The sequence below is a fragment of the Arthrobacter sp. UCD-GKA genome, from assembly GCF_001863355.1.
Lineage (GTDB): Bacteria > Actinomycetota > Actinomycetes > Actinomycetales > Micrococcaceae > Paeniglutamicibacter.
In genome coordinates this window covers 483,992-509,282 of sequence record NZ_MOLR01000001.1, presented here as the reverse complement: position 1 = coordinate 509,282, position 25,291 = coordinate 483,992, and the positions used below count along the sequence as shown (strand labels likewise).

At 68.4% G+C, this 25,291-nt stretch carries 23 protein-coding genes; 8 read left to right on the top strand and 15 right to left on the bottom strand.

Annotated elements, in window-relative coordinates; genetic code table 11:
- Positions 1-150 precede the first annotated feature (150 nt).
- Positions 151-1,344, bottom strand: a complete 1,194-nt coding sequence (locus BLJ79_RS02420; RefSeq protein ID WP_286135235.1) for a mechanosensitive ion channel — start codon at positions 1,342-1,344, stop codon at positions 151-153.
- 545 nt (positions 1,345-1,889) lie between these two features.
- Positions 1,890-2,534 (bottom strand): dihydrofolate reductase family protein, encoded by a 645-nt coding sequence (locus BLJ79_RS02415; protein ID WP_071213049.1) that lies wholly within the window; start codon positions 2,532-2,534, stop codon positions 1,890-1,892.
- 515 nt (positions 2,535-3,049) lie between these two features.
- On the opposite strand from BLJ79_RS02415, the gene BLJ79_RS02410 reads away from it, so the two are divergent.
- Positions 3,050-4,354 (top strand): glycine cleavage T C-terminal barrel domain-containing protein, encoded by a 1,305-nt coding sequence (locus BLJ79_RS02410; protein WP_071213048.1) that lies wholly within the window; start codon positions 3,050-3,052, stop codon positions 4,352-4,354.
- A gap of 176 nt (positions 4,355-4,530) precedes the next feature.
- Here the strand turns inward: BLJ79_RS02410 and ychF are convergent, their stop codons facing one another.
- Positions 4,531-5,616, bottom strand: coding sequence for a redox-regulated ATPase YchF (ychF, locus tag BLJ79_RS02405; RefSeq protein ID WP_071213046.1), 1,086 nt, complete (start codon positions 5,614-5,616; stop codon positions 4,531-4,533).
- A 54-nt stretch (positions 5,617-5,670) separates the two neighbouring features.
- Between ychF and BLJ79_RS02400 the strand changes: the two genes are divergently transcribed.
- On the top strand, positions 5,671-7,008 hold the full coding sequence (locus tag BLJ79_RS02400) for a DNA recombination protein RmuC (protein ID WP_071213045.1): 1,338 nt from the start codon (positions 5,671-5,673) through the stop codon (positions 7,006-7,008).
- A gap of 86 nt (positions 7,009-7,094) precedes the next feature.
- Here BLJ79_RS02400 and BLJ79_RS02395 read toward each other — a convergent pair whose 3' ends face one another.
- Both BLJ79_RS02395 and BLJ79_RS02390 read right to left on the bottom strand, forming a co-directional pair.
- Positions 7,095-8,195: a 4-hydroxy-3-methylbut-2-enyl diphosphate reductase gene (locus BLJ79_RS02395; protein ID WP_071213044.1), complete on the bottom strand. Its 1,101-nt coding sequence runs from the start codon at positions 8,193-8,195 to the stop codon at positions 7,095-7,097.
- Between the two features lie 54 nt (positions 8,196-8,249).
- A complete protein-coding gene (locus BLJ79_RS02390; RefSeq protein ID WP_071213042.1) occupies positions 8,250-9,191 on the bottom strand; it encodes a hypothetical protein in 942 nt (313 codons plus the stop codon).
- Between the two features lie 186 nt (positions 9,192-9,377).
- Between BLJ79_RS02390 and xseA the strand changes: the two genes are divergently transcribed.
- Both xseA and BLJ79_RS02380 read left to right on the top strand, forming a co-directional pair.
- Positions 9,378-10,640, top strand: a complete 1,263-nt coding sequence (gene xseA / locus BLJ79_RS02385) for an exodeoxyribonuclease VII large subunit (RefSeq protein ID WP_071213041.1) — start codon at positions 9,378-9,380, stop codon at positions 10,638-10,640.
- Between the two features lie 5 nt (positions 10,641-10,645).
- Positions 10,646-10,882 (top strand): exodeoxyribonuclease VII small subunit, encoded by a 237-nt coding sequence (locus BLJ79_RS02380; RefSeq protein WP_071213040.1) that lies wholly within the window; start codon positions 10,646-10,648, stop codon positions 10,880-10,882.
- Positions 10,883-10,962: 80 nt separating this feature from the next.
- Here BLJ79_RS02380 and BLJ79_RS02375 read toward each other — a convergent pair whose 3' ends face one another.
- From BLJ79_RS02375 to BLJ79_RS02360, 4 genes are all read right to left on the bottom strand, one after another.
- Entirely contained in the window at positions 10,963-11,838 is an 876-nt protein-coding gene (locus BLJ79_RS02375; RefSeq protein WP_083410942.1) for a PPK2 family polyphosphate kinase, read from the bottom strand.
- 194 nt (positions 11,839-12,032) lie between these two features.
- Positions 12,033-13,262, bottom strand: a complete 1,230-nt coding sequence (locus BLJ79_RS02370) for a pyridoxal phosphate-dependent aminotransferase (RefSeq protein ID WP_071213039.1) — start codon at positions 13,260-13,262, stop codon at positions 12,033-12,035.
- Between the two features lie 86 nt (positions 13,263-13,348).
- A complete protein-coding gene (locus BLJ79_RS02365; RefSeq protein WP_071213038.1) occupies positions 13,349-14,365 on the bottom strand; it encodes a type 2 periplasmic-binding domain-containing protein in 1,017 nt (338 codons plus the stop codon).
- Positions 14,362-14,850, bottom strand: a complete 489-nt coding sequence (locus BLJ79_RS02360) for an NUDIX hydrolase (protein ID WP_071213036.1) — start codon at positions 14,848-14,850, stop codon at positions 14,362-14,364. Before BLJ79_RS02360 ends, BLJ79_RS02365 begins: the two co-directional genes overlap by 4 nt.
- A gap of 80 nt (positions 14,851-14,930) precedes the next feature.
- Between BLJ79_RS02360 and BLJ79_RS02355 the strand changes: the two genes are divergently transcribed.
- Complete coding sequence (locus BLJ79_RS02355; RefSeq protein WP_071213035.1) at positions 14,931-15,464, top strand: Lrp/AsnC family transcriptional regulator; 534 nt, start codon at positions 14,931-14,933, stop codon at positions 15,462-15,464.
- A gap of 76 nt (positions 15,465-15,540) precedes the next feature.
- Here the strand turns inward: BLJ79_RS02355 and BLJ79_RS02350 are convergent, their stop codons facing one another.
- The 3 genes from BLJ79_RS02350 to BLJ79_RS02340 form a co-directional block, all read right to left on the bottom strand.
- Complete coding sequence (locus BLJ79_RS02350) at positions 15,541-16,812, bottom strand: phosphotransferase (protein ID WP_071213034.1); 1,272 nt, start codon at positions 16,810-16,812, stop codon at positions 15,541-15,543.
- Positions 16,813-16,833: 21 nt separating this feature from the next.
- On the bottom strand, positions 16,834-17,688 hold the full coding sequence (locus BLJ79_RS02345) for a hypothetical protein (protein ID WP_071213032.1): 855 nt from the start codon (positions 17,686-17,688) through the stop codon (positions 16,834-16,836).
- A gap of 270 nt (positions 17,689-17,958) precedes the next feature.
- On the bottom strand, positions 17,959-18,579 hold the full coding sequence (locus BLJ79_RS02340) for a GNAT family N-acetyltransferase (protein ID WP_071213031.1): 621 nt from the start codon (positions 18,577-18,579) through the stop codon (positions 17,959-17,961).
- Positions 18,580-18,666: 87 nt separating this feature from the next.
- Between BLJ79_RS02340 and BLJ79_RS02335 the strand changes: the two genes are divergently transcribed.
- The 3 genes from BLJ79_RS02335 (at position 18,667) to cpaB (ending at position 20,520) form a co-directional block, all read left to right on the top strand.
- Positions 18,667-19,260 (top strand): 5-formyltetrahydrofolate cyclo-ligase, encoded by a 594-nt coding sequence (locus BLJ79_RS02335; RefSeq protein WP_286135248.1) that lies wholly within the window; start codon positions 18,667-18,669, stop codon positions 19,258-19,260.
- A gap of 153 nt (positions 19,261-19,413) precedes the next feature.
- A complete protein-coding gene (locus BLJ79_RS02330; RefSeq protein WP_071213028.1) occupies positions 19,414-19,695 on the top strand; it encodes an FmdB family zinc ribbon protein in 282 nt (93 codons plus the stop codon).
- Positions 19,696-19,815: 120 nt separating this feature from the next.
- Positions 19,816-20,520, top strand: a complete 705-nt coding sequence (gene cpaB / locus BLJ79_RS02325; protein ID WP_083410941.1) for a Flp pilus assembly protein CpaB — start codon at positions 19,816-19,818, stop codon at positions 20,518-20,520.
- A 9-nt stretch (positions 20,521-20,529) separates the two neighbouring features.
- On the opposite strand, the gene BLJ79_RS02320 is transcribed toward cpaB, so the two are convergent.
- The 3 genes from BLJ79_RS02320 to BLJ79_RS23665 all read right to left on the bottom strand — a co-directional run.
- Positions 20,530-20,823 (bottom strand): hypothetical protein, encoded by a 294-nt coding sequence (locus tag BLJ79_RS02320; protein WP_071213027.1) that lies wholly within the window; start codon positions 20,821-20,823, stop codon positions 20,530-20,532.
- Between the two features lie 2 nt (positions 20,824-20,825).
- Entirely contained in the window at positions 20,826-24,662 is a 3,837-nt protein-coding gene (locus tag BLJ79_RS02315) for a DNA helicase (protein WP_071213026.1), read from the bottom strand.
- A 236-nt stretch (positions 24,663-24,898) separates the two neighbouring features.
- Positions 24,899-25,291 (bottom strand): GMP synthase (glutamine-hydrolyzing) (locus tag BLJ79_RS23665; RefSeq protein WP_502686090.1); only part of this gene is annotated, 393 nt, incomplete at its 5' end.

The following is a 25,291-nucleotide window of genomic DNA, read 5'->3' as shown; positions in this document are numbered from 1 at the left end:
ATCCCGGGAATTTTGCGGCCACGGCCACGATGCCGCGGCGGCCACGAGTGGTCCGATCCGACGGAAAGGGGGCGGCTGCGGGAAACCCGTAGCCGCCCCCATCTTCCCGTGGAACTTGCAGAAATCAACTACTGCTTGCTTGGCTGCCGCTTAGGCGAGAGGGTCCACCGGCCCGGCAGGTGCCGCAGGAGGCTGCCTTTGTTCCAGTTTTTGCAGCGTCCGAGCGGCAGTCTCACGCCCGCCCAGCCCGAAGGCGAGGGCCGCGGCGAGAGCGGCTCCGATGACCAACGCACCGAAGGCCATGTTGATGATCGAATCGGCCAGGCCCATGTACTTCAGGCCCATGGCGACGAAAAGCACGATCGTAGCCCACCGGATGATGGTCGCAGGCGTTCCCGGTCCGACGATCGAGACCACGACGTTGGCGATCAGGAAGCCCGCCGCGATGATCAAACCGCCGAAGAGGACGTTGCCGCCCAGGGCCAGGATCTCGTTGAGAATGACCGTGACTTCCGGGAAGTTCAGCAGGCGTGCTGCCATGATGCCGAAGAACAGCATGATGGCGATCTTCACCAACAGCGCGATGATGCCCGAGGGGCTCCTGTCTGCGGGGACGATTCCCCACCGATGTACGACCGGGTCGGTGCCGATTCCCTGCAGCGTGCTTTCCAGGATCGTTCCGACAAATTTGGCGATGACGAAGCCGATGGCCAGCAAGATCAATGCGGCAATGATCTGCGGTATGGCGTTCAGGATCAAGGCCAGCATCTGTTGGGCTGGATCGGAGATGGCCGCGATGCCCAGCACCTGCAAGGCACTGATGCCGACCACGATGACGATTATCGCGAAAAGGATGTTGCCGATGATCGAAATGATCTTGGCGTTCTGCTCACGGGTTTGCACGAGGTCGGGCTCCATGGCTCCGCGCCTGAACCTGGCGGTCAACCTGCTGAAGTCGACGGCACCCAGGGCGGTCGTCACCAATTGGCGTACGATCTTGGCGATCATGTAGCCGATGAAGAAGATGATGCCCGCACCGATGAGATTCGGGACGAAGGCCATGACCTTGCCAAGCAGATCCTGCACCGGGGCCAAGACCTCGGATAGTGCGAAGACCTGCAAAATGGCAACGAGCCCAAAAAGCCAGATGATCAGTGCCGCAATCTTGCCGAGTGATTCCCCAAGTTGTTGTCCATCGTTGCCCTGACGCTGCAACCCTTTAACCCGCCCCACGAGTTTTCCAATACCCCACTTCACCAACTTGGCCAGCAGCCAAGTCACCAGCAGGATGATTACGGCGATGGCAACCTTTTGCGCCATGCCGGCCCAATCGAAACTTTCCATGTTCATGAGAAATCCTTCACTTGGAGGAATCGTGCCTGCGAACCGCTGTCCTTTCCGAATAGTGTGCTGACTATAAGAAACATGTTTTGCGACACTAAAACAACCAATGGTCCCGCTGGCGAAGCCGCGTTTTCAGTGACCCTAACCGGCATGAACAACGAATTCACCGGAACCAGCGGTTCCCCACAACGCGAATGCACTGTCCAAGCGCATGGTTGACACCGTTCGAGTGTTTCTTCCTCCGCCAATAACCGCTTGCAAGAAACAACAAGTCCATGAGTCCTCTCGCTGTTGGCCTTGCGACCACCCGGACGAAAGTGCGAGCTGGCCGGGGCATGTCGACATGTTGATCCGGCCCGCGGCGTCCTTGCCGGTGCCGGAAACGAAAAGATCCTCCGTCCCAGGGAAACATCCCATGGAACGAAGGATCCTCGTTCGTTGGCAGGCAGCTCGATCGCGCCCCCGCCGGAAGGCGGCTTAGGCGTTGCAGCGGGACTCCACCATGTTTCGGTGCATGGCAACTTCTTGGTAAGGACGTGGAGCCCTCACACGCGGTCCTCCCTGTTCCACAGCTGATGCGTCAGTCCACTGGAGGTACTGATGGATTCGACGCTGAACCGGTCTTCCAGGCCAGCAAGGTGATCCCAGATCCTGACACCGGAACCGAGCACGATCGGAACGATCGCCACATGCAGGAAGTCGATGAGATCAGCCTGGAGGAATTCGCTCACGGTCGAGGGCCCGCCGCCAATCCGAACGTCCAACCCGCCGGCAGCATCCTGCGCCAGGGCGAGCGCTTTCTCCGGGGACGCATCCACGAAGTGGAAGCTGGTGCCGTTGGCGAACTCGAGTCTCTTGCGGGGATAGTGGGACAGGATGAAGACCGGGGTGAGAAAGGGCGGTTCATCACCCCACCATCCTTCCCAGCCGTCGTCGGGCCATTCGCCCGACTGCGGACCGAATTTGCGTCGGCCCATGATTTCCGCCCCGATACCCTGGCCCCACATGCTGAACATGGCTCGATCCACGGTCACGGGTTCGTCCACGCCATGGATGCCATGGATGACGCGTCCGTCGAACCTGCCGAAGAGCGCTTCGGCCCCACCGATGGGATTTTCGAGCGTCACGTGATCACCAGCGGCATATCCATCCGAAGAAACGAACAGGTTGTGCACCCGCGTCCGGACCATGGCAACTCCCTGCGTAGTTGAAATCAGGAAACATTTGAACTCTAGCCAGTGAGGTTTCCAACCGCAATCATTTTGGAGGTCACGTGGCCGGGACCATTTCAGATCGCTACCGGGCTGCAAAGGTTGATGGGGACTTCCGCAGGGGTCCACGAGTCGGGGGGTTTCCCTTCCCCTGCCCATTTGCATGTTGAACGGATTTCCGAACCAATTGTGGCAAGATGCCACGAATGTTTGGTGCAATCACAACCAGAAGCTCGACCGCTTCACCTGGATCCTCAATTTCATCGAGCGAAGTGATCTCGGTGCGCCATCACCTCATCCACCATGGATGCCGTCGGCAGGACTTCATACCGGGCATGCTCAGCAGCCTGCGCTAGGAAGGCTTCGCGAAGCCCCTTGCCTGCCACATCCGCGTGATTATACACTCGTCGTGTGGGACTTAAGTTCCACATTATGAGACTACGCCGACTGCTTCGGTCCGTAATTCCCCTGAGCCGGTCGATAGGGAGTTCACAATGCATCACAACGTTCCATCTGTTGACCAACGTGACCGAACCGTTCCGATCAATCTCCGCCAATCCGGCCCGACGCCGGTGGAGATGCAGATCGACACCCGGGTCCGCAAATCACCGTACTGGCAGCTTTCCCATGAAGCAGGATGCTGGCGTGCCCAGGTTTACAACCGGATGTACCACCCGAGAGGCTACATTCGGCCCGAAGACGGCGGAATGATGGCCGAGTATGAGGCCCTGGTCAATCACGTGACAATGTGGAACGTTGCCGTGGAACGGCAGATCCAGGTCAAGGGCCCGGATGCGGAGGCCTTTGTGGACTTCGTGATTACGCGCGATGCCACAAAGATTCCCCCGATGAGGGCCCGGTACGTGATCCTGTGCAACGAAGCTGGCGGAATCCTCAACGACCCGGTGTTGCTTCGCGTGGCCGAGGACGAGTTCTGGTTCAGTATTTCCGACTCCGACCTCTGGCTATGGCTTCAGGGCGTCAATGTAGGCAAGCGCTTCGATGTGAGTATCGAGGAAATCGACGTTTCACCCGTGCAGATTCAGGGACCGAAATCCGTTGACCTTATGGTGGACCTGATTGGTCAGGCAGCCGCGGACATTCCTTCCTATGGGCTACTCGCCTCTTCGGTTGGCGGGTGTGAGGTCATCGTTTCTCAGACTGGCTTCACCGGCGAGAAGGGGTACGAAATTTATCTCCGTGACGCATCCCTGCACGCGGAAGAACTCTGGAATTCCGTTCTGGAGGCAGGTAAACGCCACAACCTCATGGTGGTTGCTCCGGCACACCACCGGCGGATCGCAGCGGGAATTCTATCTTGGGGCCAGGATATGGACGCCGAAACGTTGCCGTTCCAGGTGAATCTGGGCTATCAGGTACCCCGCCAGAAGACCGCGGACTACATCGGAAAAGCAGCCTTGGAGACGGCGCGCGACGCAGTGGAAGCGGGATCACCTCCCTATACCCACACCCTCGTGGGCATGAAGCTCGGTGGTCGGCCGATCGACGACTATGCGCCCGACTTCTGGTTGATCAGCGCAGCGCAGGACGGCGATCCGATCGGCTATGTCACCTCGCCCTGGTACTCTCCGGAGCTGGAATCCAACATTGCGATGGGAATGGTTCCAGTGGATCTTGCTGCGCTCGGCACTCAGTTGTGGATACACCTGCCCGATTCCTATGCCTCAGAGCCCGGGCGGCCCGTCAGCGGCGACGTGGTCGAAATGCCGTTCCGCGACTCGGTCAACCCGAACCAGCGCGAGCGGTTGAAGGACCGCGGGATGGATGCAGCCGTCTGAGGATTGTGCCGCAGCGGGCCCAACTGCGGGTGCATTCGTGGATGCAGAATTGCCGGGTCGAGACACGCTCATCTTCCATCTGCAAAATCGCTCCATCACCATAAGACGACAAGGCCCCCGACTCCATGAAATGGAGCCGGGGGCCGAATCTTGCCGCGTCCCTTGCGGGAATGGAATTAGACGTTGAAGCGGAACTCCACCACGTCGCCGTCCTTCATGATGTATTCCTTGCCTTCGATGCGCGCCTTGCCCGCGGCCTTGGCCGCAGACACAGAACCGGCTTCGACCAATTCCTCGAACCCGAAGACCTCGGCCTTGATGAAGCCGCGCTGGAAGTCGGTGTGGATGACGCCGGCAGCCTGCGGGGCGGTGGCGCCCTTGGGGATGGTCCAGGCGCGGGTTTCCTTGGGGCCGGCGGTCAGGTAGGTCTGCAGGCCCAGGGTGTCGAAGCCGACGCGGGCGAGCTTGTCCAGGCCGGACTCGGTGTAGCCGGCGTCCTCGAGCATTTCCTCGGCTTCTTCCTCGGTCAGCTCGGCCAGTTCGGATTCGAACTGCGCATCAAGGAAGATGGCCTCGGCCGGTGCGACCAGGGCGGAAAGCTCTTCCTGCATGGCGGTGTTGGCCAGGCCCTCTTCGTCGGTGTTGAACACGTAGATGAACGGCTTGGTGGTCATCAGCTGCAGCGGAGCCAGCTCGTCGATGTCGATACCCGCGGCCTTGCCGGAAGCGTAGAGGGTCTTGCCCTCTTCGAGCACCTTCTGCGCGGCCTTGACCACGTCRATGAACGAGGCCTCGATCTTCTTGGCCCGCAGCTCCTTTTCCAGGCGCGGCAGCTGGTTCTCGATGGTCTGCAGGTCCGCGAGGATCAGCTCGGTGGCGATGGTCTCGATGTCCGAGGCCGGGTCGACCTTGCCGTCGACGTGGATCACGTCGGGATCCGAGAAGACGCGCGTCACCTGGCAGATGGCCTCGGCTTCGCGGATGTTGGCCAGGAACTTGTTGCCCAGGCCTTCCCCCTCGGAGGCGCCCTTGACGATGCCGGCGATGTCCACGAAGGACACCGTCGCCGGCAGGATGCGCTCGGAGCCGAAGATTCCGGCGAGCACCTTCAGGCGCGCGTCCGGCAACGGCACGACACCCACGTTGGGTTCGATGGTTGCGAACGGATAGTTGGCCGCGAGGACCTGCGCGCGGGTAAGAGCATTGAACATGGTTGACTTGCCGACATTGGGCAGTCCGACGATTCCGATTGTAAGAGCCACGGGAATAGAGTCTACCGGGGAAAAACCGTCGGTGCTTGCTGGGATGATTTGCCCATGGATGCTTTGGTCTGGGTGGCGGCCCTCTGCTCGCTGGTTGTTGGGTTCGTCTTGGGTGTTGTTGCGTGGTGGTATGTGAACCGGAAACCGCGGGCCGCGGCCCTTTCCGCCGCCGGCTCTGCACGCGACGAGCTGGCCCGGACCGCACAGCTGCTGGCCGGGGCGCAGGCGCAGGTCTTGGAATTGCGCGACCGCGTCGCCGAGGAACGCCTGCGCGGCAGCGAGGACCAGTCCGTGCTCCATGCCCTGGCACCCGTGGCGGAGCAGCTGCGCCAGGTCAGGGCACAGGTCTCGGTGCTGGAGCGGGACCGCGTCGAACAGTTCGGGCAGCTGAGCGAGCAGCTGGTGCATGCCGCGGCCAACGATGCCGAGCTGTTGCGCGCCACCGGATCGCTGGCCGCCGCGTTGGGCAACAACGCGGTGCGCGGCACCTGGGGCGAGGCGCAATTGCGCCGCGTCGTGGAGGCCGCCGGCATGCTGGCGCACGTGGACTTTTCCGAGCAGCTGCGCACCGTCGAGGGCCTGCGCCCGGACATGGTGGTGAGGCTGCCGGGGAACAAGCTGATCGTGTTGGACGCGAAGGTGCCGCTGGCGGCCTACCTGAAGGCGCAGCAGCTTTCGGCCTCCCTCGATGCGCCCTCCCGGGCCCGGGCCAAGGAATCGATGAAGGAGCATGCCAAGGCGTTGAGCCTGCACGTCGATGCGCTGGCCTCCAAGTCCTACTGGAATGCGGTTGCGGGCAGCCCGGAATTGGTGGTGTGCTTCCTTCCCGCCGAGTCGTTCCTGGCCGACGCGCTGGCCGCGGACCCCTCCCTGCTGGACCACGCCTTCGGGAAGAACGTCGCCCTGGCCTCCCCCGCCACGCTGCTGGCGATGCTCAAGGGGCTGGCGTTCGCCTGGCGGCAGGAGCTGCTGACCGAGAACGCGCGGGAGCTATTTGTGCGCTCGCGCGAACTCTACGAACGGCTCGGAACCATGGGCGGGCACGTGGCCAAGCTGGGATCCTCGTTGCGTTCCAGCGTGGAGAAGTACAACGCATTCGTCGGGACCCTGGAATCGCGGGTGTTGCCCAGTGCCCGGCGCATCCGGGACCTGGACCCGGGGCTCGGTGACGAACACGATCCGGCCGCCGTGTTGCATGGGCTGCCGGTCATCGAGGCGACCCCGCGCGCGCTCGGTGCCGGGGAGTTCCTCGAGCACCTGGACGCGGGTGGCCGGCAGGACCCGGACGGGGCCGATGCCGATGACGATGACGGATTCGGCGACGGGCGCGTCGATGGCCCGCTGACGCCGTTGACGCGGCGCGAGGCCAAGAAGGGCCAGGCCGGCGGTTAAGCGGCTGTGGCGTGGGGCTCCACCGGATGGTGGGGCTCCACGCCACTGGCTTCGCGCCGCAACGCCAAGTGCGCTGCGGCAAGTGCCTAGCTGCTGATGTCGGACTTGGTGATGCGCCCGCCGGGGCCGCGGGAATCATCGCCGACTTCCTTGAGCTTGGCGCGGATCTCCTTGGGCAGCGAGAAGAGGATGTCTTCCTGCGCCGTGGTGACTTCCTCGACGCTGCCGTAGCCGTAGTCGGCCAGCAGCGCGAGCACGTCGCGGACCAGGACCTCGGGCACCGAGGCGCCGGAGGTCACCCCGACGGTGGCCACGCCCTCGAACCAGGTCTCGTCGACCTCCGAGGCGTAGTCCACGCGGTGGGCGGCCTTCGCGCCGTATTCCAGGGCGACCTCCACCAGGCGCACCGAGTTGGAGGAGTTCGAGGAACCGACCACGATGACCAGGTCGCTCTTCGGGGCGATGGCCTTGATCGCATCCTGGCGGTTGGTGGTCGCGTAGCAGATGTCGTCGCTGGGCGGATCCTGCAGCTTGGGGAAGCGGGCGCGCAGGCGGCGGACCGTCTCCATGGTCTCGTCCACGGACAGGGTGGTCTGCGAGAGCCAGATGAGCTTGTCGGGGTTGGAGACCTCGATGGTGTCGGCCTCGTCGGGGTTGTTCACGATCTGCGTGTGGTCCGGGGCCTCGCCGTAGGTGCCTTCGACCTCTTCGTGGCCTTCGTGCCCGATCAGCAGGATCTCGTAGTCCTCCCGGGCGAAGCGCACCGCTTCCTTGTGGACCTTGGTGACCAGCGGGCAGGTGGCGTCGATGGTGCGCAGGCCGCGGTCAGCGGCGGACTGCACGACCGCCGGGGAGACGCCGTGGGCGGAGAAGACGACCAGGGCGCCCTCGGGGACTTCCTCGTTTTCCTCCACGAAGATCGCGCCGCGGGCCTCAAGGGTGGAGACCACATGGAGGTTGTGCACGATCTGCTTGCGGACGTAGACCGGTGCGCCGTAGTGCTCCAACGCCTTTTCCACCGCGATGACGGCCCGGTCGACGCCGGCGCAGTAGCCGCGCGGGGCGGCCAGCAGGACGTGGCGTTCCCCGCTCACGGGCGCCGCGGCGGCGATTTCTGCCGGGGAGCGGCGGGAGCGCGGGATGGTGGGCATCGGAAGGGAGACCTGAACGGTGGAACTGGTAGCCATGGGTCCAAGTCTACTGGGGTGCGCAAAATCGGCGGGCGGCTTTCCGCCACCGGCCTAGCCGCGCGGGCCGGCGTCCGGAGTGCGCGAGGCCATCCATGCCCATCCGGCGCCGGCGAGCATGACGATGATGCCGCCGGTGGCAAGGATCGTGGTGGCCGCACCGAACTCCCCCGCCACCCCGGCCACGAGCCTGTCGGTGACCAGGCCCTGGAGGCTGGCTGTCCCGTCTTCGGTGCCGGTGGAGCCCAGGGATCCGACCCACAGGCGGGTGGCTGTGCCCAGCAGCAGGGCTGCGGCCCCGCCGGCGAGCAGTGCCCAGGGGCGTGCCCGTCGGGTGGCAAGCAGCATCCCGGCCGCCGCAGCCAGCACCGCGCCACCGAGCATCCAGCTGGCACCGCGTGCCAGCGACAGCCAGTTGTTCAGGGTTGCGGTGGGCAGCTGGTCCGCCCGCGGCCACCCGGTGTCAAGGACCACCGGCGTGGCGGGGATCGCCTCGGGCAGCACGGCACCGAGGGCGGAGCCCTGCAGGGAGGCATGCAAGGTCCCGTAGCCGGAGCCCAGCAACGGGGCGAGGTCCAGGTGCAGGGTGACTTGTTCGGCCTCCGCGGGGTTTCCCGACCCTGGGTCCTGCGCCGCCTGCAGCCGTGCGGTGAAGTCGACCCGGGTCGCCTCGATGGTCGCCTCCCACGCGGGCCGGAAGGCCGGGTCCTCGAGCAGGGCGCCGCCGGCGGTGGCGATCGCGTTGTCCAGCGGCCCGGCCAGGATCTGCGGGACGGCCGTTTGGGCGGTGATGCGGGCCGCGAGTTCGGTGCCGAGCGTGCCGGGCAGGACCCGGCGCAGCTCGGGGTCCGAGGCCAGCGGGCCAAGGATCGCCTGCAGCGGGGCGGGAGTGTCGGCCATGCGGGCTGCGGCGGAGCCGAACATTGCCGCGAAGCCCAGTAGCACGGCAATGACCATCAGGACGATCGCGGTGATGTTGCTGGTAGTGGTTCGCATGGCTGCGGCGCTCCTGGTGGTCTTCCGGTCGGTCCCGGGCCGGGCGGTGTTTCCCCGCCGTCTGCGTTTTGTCCCACGTTACTGCTTGAATGGACTTGGTGTGGTTGCAAAACCGGTGCCGCCGCAAATCCCGGCAGCCCGGCAACCCGCCCCTGCAGACCCGGCGGCAAGGAAGGCCCAGCACACGTGGAGCAAGCACAGAAGCAAGACGGTTCGCTGCCGCGCACCGCCGCGGCGACCACGCCCGAGAACCCCTGGCCGCTGCGGGTGCTCAGCGACAAGCTGAAGATCCACATCGAGAACTCCCCCGAGTCCTGGGTAGAGGGCCAGCTGCTGGAGGCCAACGTCCGCAACGGGCACGCCTACCTGGTGATGCGCGACGTGGATGCCGACCAGTCGTTCTCGGTGACAGTCTGGGCCTCGGTGATGCGCTCGCTGGACATGCCCCCCGAGGTCGGTTCCCGGGTGGTGGCGCGGGTCAAGCCCAGTTTCTACGCCAAGACCGGCCGGCTCTCGCTGAACGCCTTCGACCTGCGCCCGGTGGGCCTGGGCGACCTGCTGGCCCGCCTGGAGCGGTTGCGCCGGGCCTTGTTCGACGAGGGACTCTTCGACCCGGCACGCAAGCTGCCCCTGCCGCTGCTGCCGAACCGGATCGGGCTGATCACCGGCCGGGACTCGGATGCGGAAAAGGACGTGGTCCGCAACGCCTCGCTGCGCTGGCCGGCGGTGGCCTTCGACATCCGCAACACCGCGGTGCAGGGCGTCAACGCCGTCTCCGAGGTCACCGCCGCGCTGCGCGAGCTGGACGCGAACCCGGACGTCGATGTGATCATCATCGCCCGCGGCGGCGGCGCGCTGGAGGACCTGCTTCCGTTCAGCTCCGAGGACCTGGTGCGCGCGGTCGCCGCCTGCAGCACCCCGGTCATCTCCGCCATCGGCCACGAGGCCGACCGACCGATCCTCGACGACGTGGCCGACGTGCGTGCCTCCACCCCCACCGATGCCGCCAAGCGCGTGGTGCCGGACCTGGCCGAGGAGCTGGCCAACCTGGCGATGGCGCGCAACCGCTTGGACCGGGCCGTGCGGGGGAACGTGGAGCGCGAGGCCCAGCGCCTGGCCTCGCTGCGGGCCCGCCCGGTGCTGGCCAACCCCGAATCCATGGTCCAGTTGCGCCGCGAGGACGTGGTGCGCCTGGGCCAGCGCAGCACCCTCGCGATGCGGGCGGCGCTGACGCGCGGCCACGACTCCATCGGGCACCTGCGCGCCCAGGTCCGCGCGCTGTCCCCGCAGCAGACCCTGGACCGCGGCTATGCGGTGGTGCAGCTCGACGACGGCGGCATCCTCCGCTCCGCCGCGGATGCACCGGCGGGCGCCGGGATCCAGGTGCGCCTGGCCCGCGGCCGCCTGGCCGCAACCGTCACCAACAGCCACTCCCCGGAAGAAGGATGAACCCCATGAACACCGAAGCAGCAAACACCGACATCGCCACGCTGAGCTACGAGCAGGCCCGGGAGGAACTGGTGGACGTGGTCGCGCAGCTCGAGGCCGGGGCCGCAACCCTCGAGCAGTCCCTGGGGTTGTGGGAGCGCGGCGAGGCGCTGGCCGCCCGCTGCGAGGCCTGGTTGCAGGGCGCCACCGCGCGCCTGGATGCCGCCCGCGAGCCCAACGGGCCCTCGGCGCCCGCGTCCTGATCCTGCGCCGGCGCCGGCGCCGGCCCGGAGAGTGTCCGGCGCCGGTCCCGTTGGCGCCCGGTGCCGGGAAGCTGCCGGCGCTAGGAGGCGGCCAGGCGTCGCTGTTGCTCTTCCACGTCGAAGTCGGCTGCCGGCCACTGCGGATCGATGCCCTTCAGCGTCTGGGCGAGCAGGGTCGCCACCGCCAGCCGGGCGTACCACTTGCGGTTCGCCGGCACCACGAACCAGGGCGCTTCCGGGGTGTGGGTGCGCCGGATCGCGGTCTGGTAGGCGTCCATGTACTCGTCCCACACCTCGCGCTCGTCGATGTCGGCGGGGTTGAACTTCCAGTGCTTGTCTGCCCGCTCCAGCCGCTCGGCCAGGCGCGCACGCTGCTCGTCCTTGGAGATGTGCAGCATGACCTTGATGACGGTGGTGTCCTTGACCGCCAGCTGCGCCTCGAAGTCGTTGATGGCGCCGTAGCGGCGCTCGATCTCCTCGGCCGGCGACAGGCCCCTGACCTTGTGGATCAGCACGTCCTCGTAGTGCGAGCGGTCGAAAACGCCGATGAATCCGGCCTGGGGCAGCGCCCGGTTGATGCGCCAGAGGAAGTCGCGCTTGGCCTCCGCGGCCGTGGGCGCCTTGAAGGCGCTCAGCTGCACGCCCTGCGGGTCGACGGCGCCGATGACGTGGCGCACGATGCCGCCCTTGCCCGCGGTGTCCATCGCCTGGAGGATGAGCAGGACCTTGGCCGGGGCCCCGGCGCGCGAGGCGGCATAGAAGCGTTCCTGCAGCTCGCCGAGTTCGCGTCCCACCAGGGCCAGGTCGCGGGTGCCGCTGGCCTTGTCCCCGGTGTAGCCCGGGGTCGAGGACGGGTCGACGCCGGCCAGCTCGAAGTCCGCGGAGGCCGCAAGCGCGGGGCCCACGGCATCGGCGAAGGGAACGGGGCGCGACTTGGACTTCTGCTTCTTGCTCATGGCTGCAACCTTCATCCTCGGGGCTTGTGGAGATCAGCGTACGGCATGGGCATTAACAACCTGCGCAGGCGGACCGCGGCAGTCGGTGGTGTCTGCGTGGGCATCCCGGGGCGGGCGGGAACGCAAGGGGGCGCGTTCCCTCCCCACCGGTGGCTTGGGAAGGAACGCGCCCCCGGGAGGGCCGTGCGGCGGGCCTAGACGCTGAGCTTGCCCTCGCGCAGCTCCGCCAGGAACTCGGCAATGCGCCCGATCGCGTCCTGCAAGTCGCGCACCGCCGGCAGGGTGACCAGCCGGAAGTGGTCCGGGGCGACCCAGTTGAACGCGGTGCCCTGGGTGATGAGCATCTTCTGCCGCTTGAGCAGTTCCAGGGCGAAGTGCTCGTCGTCGTGGATCGGGTAGATCTCCCGGTCCAGCTTCGGGAACAGGTACATCGCGCCCTTGGCCTGCTGCACCGAGACGCCCGGGATCTCGTTGAGCAGCGTGAAGGCGGTGTCGCGCTGTTCCTTCAGCCGCCCGCCGGGCAGGATCAGGTCGTTGATCGACTGGTAGCCGCCCAGCGCGGTCTGGATCGCGTGCTGGCCCGGCACGTTGGCGCACAGGCGCATGTTGGTCAGCAGGTTGATGCCCTCGATGTAGTCCTGGGCCAGGTGCTTGGGCCCGGAGATGGCCATCCAGCCGGAGCGGAAGCCGCAGACCCGGTAGGCCTTGGAGAGCCCGGAGAAGGTCAGCACCAGCACGTCGTCGGCCAATGCCGCGGTGTTGATGTGCACCGCGTCGTCGTAGAGGATCTTCTCGTAGATCTCGTCGGAGAACACGATCAGCCTGTGCTTGCGGGCCAGCTCGAGGATGCCCTCGAGGGTTTCCTTGGGGTACACCGCGCCGGTGGGGTTGTTCGGGTTGATGACCACGATGCCCTTGGTGCGGGGAGTGATCTTCGCTTCCATGTCTTCGAGGTCCGGCAGCCAGCCTTCCTCCTCGGTGTTGAGGTAGTGCACCGGGGTGCCGCCGGCCAGCGAGACCGAGGCGGTCCACAGCGGGTAGTCCGGGGCCGGGATCAGCACCTCGTCGCCGTTGTTCAGCAGCGCATTCAGGCTCAGGGTGATCAGCTCGGAAACGCCGTTGCCCAGGTAGACGTCGTCGACGCCGATGGTCTGGATGCCGCGGGTCTGGTAGTACTGCGAGACCGCGGTGCGGGCGGAGAAGATGCCGCGGGAGTCCGAGTAGCCCTGCGCGTTGGGCAGGTTGCGCATCATGTCCACGAGGATCGCGTCGGGGGCCTCGAAGCCGAAGGGCGCGGGGTTGCCGATGTTCAGCTTGAGGATGCGCTGGCCCTCGGCCTCCATGCGCTGGGCGTGTTCCAGCAGCGGCCCGCGAATGTCGTAGAGCACATTGTGGAGTTTCGTGGACTGCTTGAATTCTGGCATGTTCTACTTTCTCATTGGGGGCCGGGGGCGTGCCTGCACTGTGAGCAAGCCAACTCGCGGCCTGCGGCGAATGTGAAGCCGCGGCGTCATCTGGGGTTGGTGACCAGTGCCTTGTCGGTGAGCCAGTCGTCGGCGGCCTTGGGCGGTTCCAGCGCGTCGCGGCCGGTGACCATGCGGTTGAGGTTCAGCAGGTCTTCCTGCTTCAGCGCGGAGCTGAGCTTGTTGATGGCCTTGACCGCGTCCTGCCCCACCCCGTCGGTGGTGATCAGCGGCGTGATGGATTCGGGGGCGAAGAGCTTTTCGGCGCCCTGGAGCACCACCAGCGAGTTGTCCGGGATCCCGGCGTTCTCCAGGGTGGTGGCCTGGATCTGGACCTCGTCGCTGATCACCGGCAGCACCCCGCGGCCCTGCGCGTCGCTCAGCTCGATGACGGCCTTGGGGTGGCAGGCGAGCTTGGCCGCGAGCTGGGAGGTGAGTTCCGCCTTGATGCCGCCGGCGATGCCGAACTCCAGCTGCGGGCACAGCGGGGCGAGCTCGGAGGTGTTCACCAGCCGGTCCCCCGCGCTGGTGGCGGCCGTGAGCACCAGGGTGCCGGTGCGTTCGGCGTCGGCCGATTCCAGCACGGCGAAGCCCTTCAGTGCCAGGGCGTGCAGCTCCCGCTTGGTTTGTGCGGCATCCAGGTCCCCGGGGGCAGCGGAGGCGTTTCCCGCGGAGGTGTCGGGGCCGGCGGTGGCGTCCGCGGACGCGTCGGCGGAGGTCCCGGACGCCGAGGCATCCGCGCCGTGTGCACCCGGCAGCTTGCCCAGGGCGGTGAGCAACCGGCTGGATCCCGCGGCGGTGAAGTCGGCCCGTCCTGCCAGGACCTCGCCGACCGGATCGGTGGCCGGGTCGGCCATCCGCGCATCGATGCCGGCGTCGGCCAGCATGTCCCGATAGGCATGGCCCAGTGCCTGGGAGGTGGCGTCGGGGCCCTGGACCAGGACCAGCTCGCGCGTCGTGGCGGCCTGGGAGGTGGTGACCTCGGTGCTTGAGGTGCAGGCGGCAAGGGACAGCAGCGCCGCGCCGAGGCCCAAAAGGCCCCAGGGGCCGGTGGTGCGAATCATTTGGCGCTTTCCTTGTGCAGGTTTTCCCGGTACAGCGAGATGGCCGCGTCCACGCGCTCGACGCGGTTCAGCGAGGAGACTTCTTCCAGGGGGAACCAGGCGGCCTGGCTGGTGGTGCCGTCGGCCTCGTGGCGCAATCCCCCCGAGGTGACCGAGGCGGAATAGAGCACCGCCACGGTTTGCATGGGGTGCTCGGTGCCGCTGTAGCGCTTGTGCGCGGGGATCACCCCGGAGTCCACCGACAGCAGGTCGTCGATGCGCACCCGGTACCCGGTTTCCTCCTCGACCTCGCGGACCGCTCCGTCGGCGATCGCCTCGCCGAGCTCCACTCCCCCGCCGGGCAGCGTCCAGCGCGGCACGAATTGCGGGTCGCGGCCGCGCATGTCCCACAGCGCCAGCAGGATCTCGCCGTCGCGGACCACCACGGCATAGGCGGCCAGCCGGGTGTCGAAGCCGCGGTGGACCGGGGGTTCAGGGGTAGTCATTGTTCCATTTTAGGGTGTCGCCGGCGGAATCCCGGGGTCCAAATCTCCCGAACCACGGGCAACTGTGATGGAATATCAGCATGGCACCTTCAACTTTTCCGCAACAACCCGTTGATCTTGACGCCGTTGACCGTCGGATTATTCAGGAATTGGTCAATGATGCGCGCATAAGCAATGCGTTGTTGGCGCAGCGGACCGGGATCGCACCCTCGACGGCGCTGCTGCGCACCCGTGCACTGGTCGAACGCGGGGTGCTCACCGGGTACCACGCGGAGGTCAGCCTGCCGGCGGTCGGGCGCAGCGTGCAGGCGCTGATCTCGGTGCGTTTGCGCGTGCACGACCGCGTGCTGATCGACAAGTTCACGCAGAAGATGCCGCAGCTGCCGGAGGTGCTCTCGATGTTCCACACCTCCGGGGTCACCGACTACCTGTTGCACATTGCGGTGAGCTCCACCGAGGCCCTGCGCGACTGGGTGCTGGACAACCTGGCCACCGACGAGTCGGTGGGGCACACCGAAACCACGTTGGTCTTCGGGCACCACAAGGGCGCCGGCGGACCGATCCCGGAGGAACCCGGCCAGGTTCCGGCCGAGCACCGGGCCGGCGCCCACTAGGCACCGAGGCCCCCGCAGGGATCCACGAGGCCGGCATGCACCGGTCCGCGCCGGCTAGGCACCGGCTATATGCCTGCTAGGCGCGGGAGTCAGCGCGGCGCACCAGCGCCCCGACGACCCGCAGCCGGGCCTCGGCCACCTGCAGCCAGCGTTCTTCGCCCAGGCCGCGGGACCCGGCAATCAACGTCAGCGCGACCGCGGCGGAGCGGGCCCACAGGGCGCGTGGGTCCACGCAGCGTTCGAAGACCGCGGCAAAACGCTCCAGGGCGGCCCCGGCGCCGTCGTTCTTCTCCCCCAGCGTAGGCAGGATTGCCAGGTGTCCGAGCAGGCATGCGAGGTCATCGACCAGGTATCCGGGCCCCAGCGAGTCCAAATCCAGCAGCGCGGAGATCTTCCCGCCGTGCAACAGGATGTTCGCGTCGTAGAAGTCCCCGTGGGCCGGCACCTGCTCCCCGCGGTCGGAGGCGGCTAGATGCGCCTCGATCCGTCCGGTGAGCTCCTCGATCCGTTCGGCGCGATGCGGCAGGGCGAGGGTAGCTGCCTGCTGGTAGCGCCTGGTCGAATCGCTCCAGGCCCCCCTGGGCTTCAGCGCCATGGCCGACCCGGGCAGGGCCTCGAGCAGGGAAATGAAGTCCCGGGGGTCCAGGTCCGCTCCTGCGTGGGGCCGGATGGCCGCGGACAGCGACTCCCCGCGCCCGGCCTCCAGGGCGAGGATGCCGGCGATTTCCGGCCCCAGCACCGGGGGCACCGGAACCGGGGTTCCGGCCAGCAGCCGGTGGCGGAGGTTCAGGGCCTCGATCGCCGGGGGCCGGCCCACCTTCAGGTAGATCGTCCGGTCGATGCGCAGCGGGCCGCGCGTGGTGAAGGTCGCCCGCAACACCGCGCGGCGCAGCGGCCGGTAGGCGACGGTCTTGAGCTTGGTGAGCAAGTCCCCCTCGCCCCAGGTTTCCTGCACGAAGGCCCGGTCCGCCGCCCGGGCCAGGGCCGGGAGCCTGGGGTCGCGGGGGTGGATCCAGCCGCTGACGACGACCCCGGGGGCGCGGTGGGTGGCAAGGACGCGGGTGGCGGCGACTCCCGGGACGGTGATCTCCTCGGTGCTCACGCCCAGTTCGTTGAACCCGGTGCCCGCGGGCATGCGGTACATTGCGCTGATCCCGGCGCCGGGACGGTGCTGGATGCGCAGCCGGTTGGCCTCGTAGTCCCAGTTTCCGGTGGGCACGCGCCCGCCCAGCCGGCGCACCAGCTCGGGGATGGCGGCGGGCAGGGCGGCAAGTTCCCGGGCGTCGGCATCGATGATCCCTGCCGCGTCGGTAAAGGCGTGCGCGGGGCCGGATTCGCCGGCGGTCATCGGGTCACCCGGTGGACCAGGTCAGGCGCGGCGACGCTGCATGACGTCGTCGAGGTTGATGCGGTCGGCGGCCTTCTCGGTGCGCGGGGCGCGGGGGCCGTTGGCCGCCGATGCTTCGGCGGCGGTCTTCGGCGCGGTCGAGGGCGCGGATCCGGCCGACGGGGCCGGTGCTGCGGGGGTCGCTTCGGCCGCCGGAACCACGGGGGTTGCCGGGACCACGGGAAGGGTGGCAATCGAGGAATCGGCGGACGCGGATGCGTTGGCGGAGCCGGTGGCTTCGGCCAGGCGCGCGGCGGCCTCCTGGGAGCGCAGCGTCGCGTTGGACGATGCCTGGGGCGCCTCGGCGGCTTCCAGCGGGGCCGGGGCCTGGCGCTTGGCGGTGTTGGCCACGACGTACTGCGGCAGCGGGACCTCGGTGGGCTCCCAGCCCTCGGGTCGCTGGACCGCTGCCCCCTTGTGGGCGATGCGCAGCGCCTCGGCGCGCAGTTCCTGGACCGTCAGCCGCGGGGCGCGCTTGTTGGAGTTCGGCTGGGCGTCGAAGACCACGGCGGTCTTCTTCACCGGTTCGCTCACCGGGGTGCGGCCGGTTTCCATGGCACGGGTGCGCGTGGCATCCAGGCGGGCCAGGAGCTTCTTGCGCCGGTCGCGCACGGCCAGGCCGCGCAGCGTGGAGAAGCTGGCCAGGCCCACGAGCAGGGCGATCAGCGGCACCCAGCCGGAGACCACCGAAACCAGGGCGAGCACCCCGCCGATGAGCAGGGTGGGGACGGCGAGGCATCCGAGCAGTGCAACGGCCAGGCGGTCGTAGAAAATCCGCAAGGGCGCCTGCGCAGCCGGACGTGACGCGGCTGAAGCGTTGGATGCTACCGGTGCCATGTTGCTCCTTCGTCGGCTGGCGACTGACTTCTTTGTGGCGGATCCGCCCGGCCCAGTGTCCTGGTGGCCGGTTTACCCCGTCGCGGCGGTTCACTGGCGGTGCCTCGGCCCCGCTCGCGCAGGTTGCTGCGGGGTTTGGCTCACCAATGTGAAACGTCCACGTCAACCACATTAAGCATGCAAGCGCGTGCGACGCCGCATTCGACCCGGTGTGTCTGGCAATACTCTGGCCAAAATCGGGATTTCGAGGTGTTTGGGGTGCTTGTGTCGCTATTGCGTCATGCCCAGCCACCGATTGAGCATCCCGCCCGGGACCTCGGGCGCGGTCAGCGCGAAACTGCGGTGGTCGGCCCAGTTTCCGTTGATGTGCAGGAAGTCCTTGCGCAGCCCCTCGTCGCGGAAGCCCAGTTTCTCCACCACGCGCAGGCTCGGGCCGTTCTCGGGGCGGATGTTGATTTCGATCCGGTGCAGGCCCATCGCCTTGAAGCAGTGGTCCACCGCCATCGCCACGGCCTCCGGCGCGATGCCCTCCCCGGCGTGGCGCACATCAACCCAGTAGCCGATCGATCCGCTGCGCGCCGCACCCCACATGATCGAGGAGACGGTCAGCTGGCCGACGATCGGGGCGTGCTTGGAGTGCAGCGACGGAAGGGCGATGGCCCAGGGCAGGCACTGGCCCAGGCGCGCGGACCGGTTCTGCGTGGAGACCATCTGCCCGAAGTCCGCCGGGTAGCCGGCCCCCTCGGGCAGGGTAGCGTCCCAGGGGGTCAGCCACTGCTCGTTGGTGCGGCGCAAATGCATCCATTCGGCCTTGTCGCGGCGGCGCATCGGGCGCAGCACCACGCGCGGGCCCTGCACCGTGACGGGCCAGTGGCGATCGAATTCGGACATGTCAACAATCCTAGCGATGCGCGGGCCCCGCGCATGCACCGCCCCGGGGCCCGCGGCGGCGGGGCTAGACTGTGGATCGTGACACAGATGAACTCCAAGGACGAGGTGAGGAACCGGTTTCGTGCCCGACGCCGGGATATGGGAGCGGCGGCGCGCGCCGCCGAAATGGCCTTGCTCACCGAGCACCTGCTGCCGTGGCTTGAGGCCAATGCACCGCGCCGGTCCGTGACCTGCTTCCTGTCCTACGGCGCCGAGCCGCCCACCGAGGCCCTGCTGGCCCGGCTCCATGCGGCCGGCTACACGATCCACGTGCCGATCTGCGAGCCGGGGCGGCAGCTGTCCTGGACGCGCTGGCACCCCGGCGTCGAGATGGCCCGCAGCGCGGTCGGACCCATCGACGAGCCCGTCGGTGAGCGCTTCGGCCCCGGGCTGATGGAGCAGGTCGACGTGATCCTGGTGCCCGCGCAGGCGGTTGACGCCAACGGGGAGCGGCTGGGGCAGGGCGGCGGCTACTACGACCGCTTCATCTCCGCGCTTCCCGGGCCCGGCAAGCGGCCGAAGCTGGTGAGCATCCTGTTCGAGCACGAGTTCGTCGCGGCCGGGCAGATCCCCGTCGAGCCCTTCGACCAGCGGGTCGAGGCGGTCGTGCTGCCCTCCGGGGTGCGTAACCTCACCCGGTAGCCGCGGGCGGGTGCGTTAGAATTGGTGCAGGTGGACGCCCTCGGGCGCCCGCACTCCCCCATCAACAGTCGCTTGCCCGGGTGCCGTGCCGTGCCGCTTTGCTGCCCCGGCGGCCCCGCGCCATGCACGCACTACCCGTGCGAAAGGATCGATATGCCTACCTATGTTTACGCCTGCAAGGACTGTGGCCACGGCCTGGAGGTCGTCCAGTCGTTCACCGACGAGGCACTGACCGTTTGCCCCGAATGCCAGGGCGCCCTGCGCAAGAAGTTCAACAGCGTCGGCGTGGTCTTCAAGGGCTCGGGCTTCTACCGCAACGATTCGCGTTCGACCACCAGCTCCAGCACCCCGGCCGCCGCCGACACCAAGGCATCCGCGCCGGCTCCTGCCGCGGCACCGGTTTCCGCCTCGGCTTCCGCGTCGGCTTCGGCCTAGGCCCCTTCCCCGGCGGGCCGCGGCGCACTTCCTCGCACAGGGGCCTCGCCCCGGCCGCTCGTATCACCGCTTCGCCATGGGCTCCATCCGTTTGGGTGGGGCCCATGAGTTGCTTAAGGCATGTCCCTATTTCGCCGCTCCGCCATGGCCCGCCCGTCCACCGCCACCCGGGTGCCCCGCCGCACCGGCCCGGAGCTGTTCGCCAAGTACCGCAGGCACCTTGCCGCGGCGCTGCTGATGCTCTCGCTGGCCGTGTCCCTGGCGGTGCTGGCCCCCGACACCGAGGAACGCGTCGAGGTGCTGGTCGCCGCGCACGACCTGCCGGTTGGCGCCGCGCTGCGCGAAGGCGACCTGCGGCGCCAGCCGGTGGCGCGCTCGCTGGTGCCCGCAGGCACCTCCGACCGCCAGCCCCCGGCGGCCGGGTCGCGGCTGGCGATACCCGTGCCCGCCGGCACCCCGGTGCTGCCCGGCATGGTCATCGGGCCCGGGCTGCTGGCCGGGCTGGCCCCGGGGTCGGTGGCCGTGCCGCTGCGGCTGGACGACGAGCAGACCGCGTCCCTGGTGCGGGCGGGCCAGCTGGTCGATGTGGTGCTCACCGAGGGCAACGGGTTCGAGACCAAGCTGGTCTCCCGGGTGCTCGCGCGGGCCGTGCCGATCCTGTGGACCGGGGCCCAGGCGCAGCCGGACGGGCAGGCGCCGTGGTCGGTGGCCGCGGGATCGGGCCAGGGCGGGCTGATCGTGGTGGGCGCCGGTCCGGGAAGTGCCGAGCAGCTTTCCACCGCGGCGCAGCGCGGCAAGGTCTCGGTGGTCCTGGTCAACCCGTAGTCGGGCGGCTCAGTCCCAGTGCGGGGGGCGCTGGGCCTTCATCCAGTCGCCGAGGTCGTCGTCCGCGTCTCCCCAACGCCGCGGATCGTCGTCCGCGGCGCGCTGTTCAAGGACCGGGCCGGTCGCCGGGGCATCCGGCTGCTTCGCCGGAGTGGCTTTTTGGGTGCCGGGTGCCGCTTCGGGGCGGCCGGCACCATGGGGCAGCCGGAAGACCCCGACCAGCGCCGATTCGCTGACCTGCTGGGGCGGGGCGGTGAAGCGCCGCGGCTTTTTCCGCCGCGGCGCGTCGTTAGCGGCGGGCATGGCTAGGCATCGGCCAGGTCCGAGGCGCGGGAGCCGGCGCCCGCGGCGTTCGGGGCCGCGGAACCGGGGGTCCCGGAGGACCGGGAACCCTGCCCCGGGCCACCCGCGGGCGCGGCATCGGCGCCGCCGCCGGTGCCCTCGTCGGTGCCTTCGAGACCCAGGAAGCCGGCCAGCATGTTGGCGACCTTGTCGGGGTCGGAGAACACGTCGATGGTCCACAGCGGCACATAGCGCCAGCCCAGGGCCTCGAAGAGCTGCGGGCGCAGGCGGCTGCGCTCGCGCACCGACAGTTCCCGGTAGCCCTGGGTGCCGTCGTACACCACGGCCAGCGGCACCGCGGTGCCGTTGCCGGTGACATCCAGCGCGTGCGCGGCGATGTCCAGTACGCCGCGGTAGTGCTGGGTGACGATGGCCCCGCGCTCGGAGAGCCGCGACATCAGGTCGGTGACCAGCGGGTCCTGCAGCGGGGTGGCGGTGGCGGACATGCCCGAGTCCCCGCCGAGCACCCGGCCGAAGAGCTCCAGGAAGCGGTAGGCGCCGAAGCGCATCCGCGACAGGTCCATGTCCTGCGGGCGCAACGCCGAGACCAGCACCATCGACTCCCGCGCCCGGGTCACGGCGTTGACGAACAGCTCGTCGCCGCCGGCCACCGAGAGCGCGCCGAAGTCGTGCACGGCCTTGCCGTGGGTGGTCCGGCCGTAGCCCAGGGACAGGATGATCGAGTCGCGCTGCAGTCCGGCCAGCCTGTCGACGCTGGTGACCAGGAAGCGCTCCTTGGCGGCGCGGAAGTGCTTCGTCGCCCACGGGTGGTTGGGCAGCTGCACGCGGATGCCCTCGGCGATCGCGGCGGCGTGCCGGCGGTTCCCGGCGACCACGGCCAGAGTCTGCTCGCCGCGCCGGGCCAGGTGGGTGAAGACCAGGTCCACGACGCGCTGGACCTCCGCGACGGTGGTCGCCACCGATTCGCCGTCGGCGCCCAGGGACCCGGTGCCGTCCATCACGTACTCGGCCTTCAGCGCCGGGGTGCCGGCACCCAGCGAGCGGGCGGCGGGCAGCCGGGAGAGCGAGTCGGCGTAGAAGTCGTGCGAGAGGGACTCGGTCAGCCCCTCGTCGATGCCCCGGTAGGCGGTGGCCAGCCGGCACAGCGGCAGCACCCCCTGCAGGGATTCCATCGCGGAGATCGGGGCGGGTTCGATGCGCGCGTGCGCGGTCGGGTCCACCGAGACCTCGAACGGGTTCGGGGCGCCCATCATGGTGTCGCCGAACGCGATGACCTGCTTGGAGCGGGAGATCGAGCCGAGCACCGAACGCAGCGACAGCGAGTCGGCGTCGAGCAGGATCACCGCGTCGAATTCCATTCCGGCCGGGACCGTGGCGGGGATCAGCAGCGGGGAGCCGACCCACACGGGGCACAGCGAGTTCAGCAGCGCGTCCCCCAGGGCCTCGAGGTCCGAAACCGCCGGTTCCCCGTCCTTGAGCATGGCGCGCAGCTCGCGCGAGGCCGCGCGGTGGTCGGCCAGCGCCGCCTTCCAGTTCTTGGCCAGGGCCCAGCGCAGGCGCGAGGCGCCGGAGGCCACGTGCGCGGAGTCGGCCAGCCGGTACTCGGCCTCGAGCCGGCGCAGCTTCTCCCCGTCGTTCATCGCCAGGAAGTCGTCGCCGGAGATCATCGCCTCCAGCGCCGACTGCCACCAGGCCAGGTCCAGTTCCGCGGGCACGGCGCCGGGGGCGACGTTGCGTGCCCGGAAGTCGTCCATCAGTTCGCCCAGGCCGTGTTCGGCCAGCTGCTCGGTGATCAACGTGCGTTCGGGCAGCTGGGCCAGTTCGCCCTGGTGCTCCAGCAGCTTGCCCATGCGCTCGAGCAGCGTGGCGATGGATTCGTCGCGCAGGTGGGCGCCGGATGCGGCGGGCAGCAGCGTGGCCAGCTTGTCCAGGCGCGCCCCGGCGTCCTGGTAGCCGGCGTTGACGTCCAGCAGCCCCGCCGGGACCATCGGGTGGCGCTGGGAGGTGGCGTGGTGGTGCCAGGCCAGGTGCTGTTCCTGCACGGCCTCGAGCGCGGATTGCAGGTCCGTGACGTGCACGCCGGGCCGGACGTAGTCCTTGGCGACCTTGCGCAGCCGCGAGCGGGTCATCGAGCTCATCTCGATGCCGCGTTCCCGGCGCCAGGACGAGGAGGCGGTGGCGGAGATCAGGTCCTCGACGGACTTGTCGAAGATGTCGGACTCGAACTTGTCCAACGAGCCGCGCACCGCGACCAGCAAGTCCAGCTGCTCGCCCCACTTGTTGTAGGAGTCGGCCAGGCGGATCTCGGAGTGCGCGGCGACCTTGAGCATGTGGTCGCGCAGGATCGGCAGGTCCCGCTGCAGGCCGGTGACCAGGTCCAGGGCGGTGTCGGTGTCGCGCTTGTTGCGCAACCGGGCCCCGTACCAGGGGCTGGAGGCCGAGGCGCGCACGAACGCGCCGAGCTCGGCGGCGCGGGTGAGCTTGGCGGCGGTGGCGGTGCGGTCGGTGATCGAGTCGAGCACCGAGCGCTTCAGGCGCACCGTGGTGGCCGGGGCCGGGGACAGCGAGGTGAGCCGGGCCAGTTCCTGCATCGCCCGGTATGGGGAGCAGCCCCAGCGGGCGCGGGTCGAGTGCAGCGAGTGCACGTGCTCCAGCAGGGCATGGCGGTGGTCGCGCAGCGCGGCGTGCAGCTTGCCCAGCGACGGTTCGGTGGCGCGCTCGTTGCGCAGGATCGCCCGGGTCAGCAGGTTGCGCAGCGCATCGGGGTCATCCTCCGGGGAAAGCAGCAGCGCGGTGCCGGCCAGATCCAGCTCGGCAAAGCGGGAGACGAATTCCTCGGCGCTGGAGCGGCGCTCGGCCACCACCAGCACGCGCTTGCCCGCGGCGGCGAGCACGCCGGCGGCGTTGAGCGCCGTCTGGGTCTGCCCGCTGCCGGCCGGGGCGCTGATGGCCACCGATTCGCCGGCCTCGATGAGGTCCAGGGCCGCCTGCTGGGATTCGTCGGCATCCAGCAGCAACAGCTCGTCGGCCGGGTCGCGCTGGTCGCTGGTGCGGCGGGGGCTGGTGCCCTGGCGGCCGCCCGCGGTGCCGGCATTCGCCTCGCCGGTGCCTGGGGCGGAATCACGGGTGCGGTTGATTTCCGCGTCGAAGAGCCTGGCCAGCACCGGGTGCTGCAGATTGATGGTGCCGGGGTCGGCCGGATCGGCCAGGTCGGCGAAGGTGGAGATCAGCAGGCGGTGGGCGATGACCATGCCGGATACGTCGGCAACCTGGGTGCGCAGCGCATCCATGGCGCGGGTCGGGTCGAAGCGGGCGATCGAGTAGGCGGCGGCATTGATACCCTCGACGTCGATGTCCAGGTGGTGCTGGCGCTTGAAGTAGCGCAGCAGGGCGGGCGAGAACTCGGCCCGGCCCATCAGCTGGATCTCGAAGTCGTCCTGGTCCTCGCGCACCGAGAGCACGATGCGCCCGAGCATGATCGGGGCGTTGAATTGTTCGCTGCGGCCCTCGTGCACGGCGCGCCAGTTGGCCTGGCCGGCGGAGAGGTACCCGACGTCGATGCCGCGCTCATCCCAGAGCTCGCGGATCTTCCCGCGCAGGGCGTCGGCAGTGCGGCGGGCCGAGTCGTATTGGTCGGAGTCGCGCAGCAGCGTGGAGAGCCGGGTGCGTCGTCCGGCCAGGAACTGGGCCAGCCCCGAGGGGTGCGCATGGGTGATGTCGATGCTGTTGGACACCGAGGGCGCGAAACGCAGCAGCGTGTCGGTCCCCACCCCGGGGCCCAGGGAGTCAACCCACGTGGAGACCAATTCATCTGTGTGTTGCTGGTGCTCTGTCACCATACCGTCCCTTCACCTCTGCCGCGAATGCGACCGCAGCCGCGTGGCGCATTGCCGCACGGATACAGTCAGCCCTTACCAACCTAGTGCAAAACGGGGCTCCGGTGCCGGACCGAAACACGTCCGCACCGGCCCCGTTCCCGCGCGGGGAGCCGGGGCTCCCTGCGCATACAGTTCAGGGGGAGCCCCTGGCGTGGGCCTCCCCCTGAACTTTTCCTCTGGCGCCTACGTCCTCGGGCCTACTCCCATTCGATGGTGCCCGGCGGCTTGGACGTCACGTCCAGCACCACGCGGTTGACCCCGTCGACCTCGTTGGTGATCCGGTTGGAGATCCTTGCCAGCAGGTCGTAGGGCAGTCGCGACCAGTCGGCGGTCATCGCGTCCTCGGATGACACCGGGCGCAGCACGATCGGGTGGCCGTAGGTGCGGCCGTCCCCCTGCACGCCCACGGAGCGCACGTCGGCCAGCAGGACGACGGGCATCTGCCAGACTTCCTCGTCCAGGCCGGCGGCGGTCAGCTCGGCGCGCGCGATGGCGTCGGCCTTGCGCAGCAGTTCCAGGCGTTCCTCGTTGACTGCACCGATGATGCGGATGCCCAGGCCCGGGCCGGGGAACGGCTGGCGCATGACGCT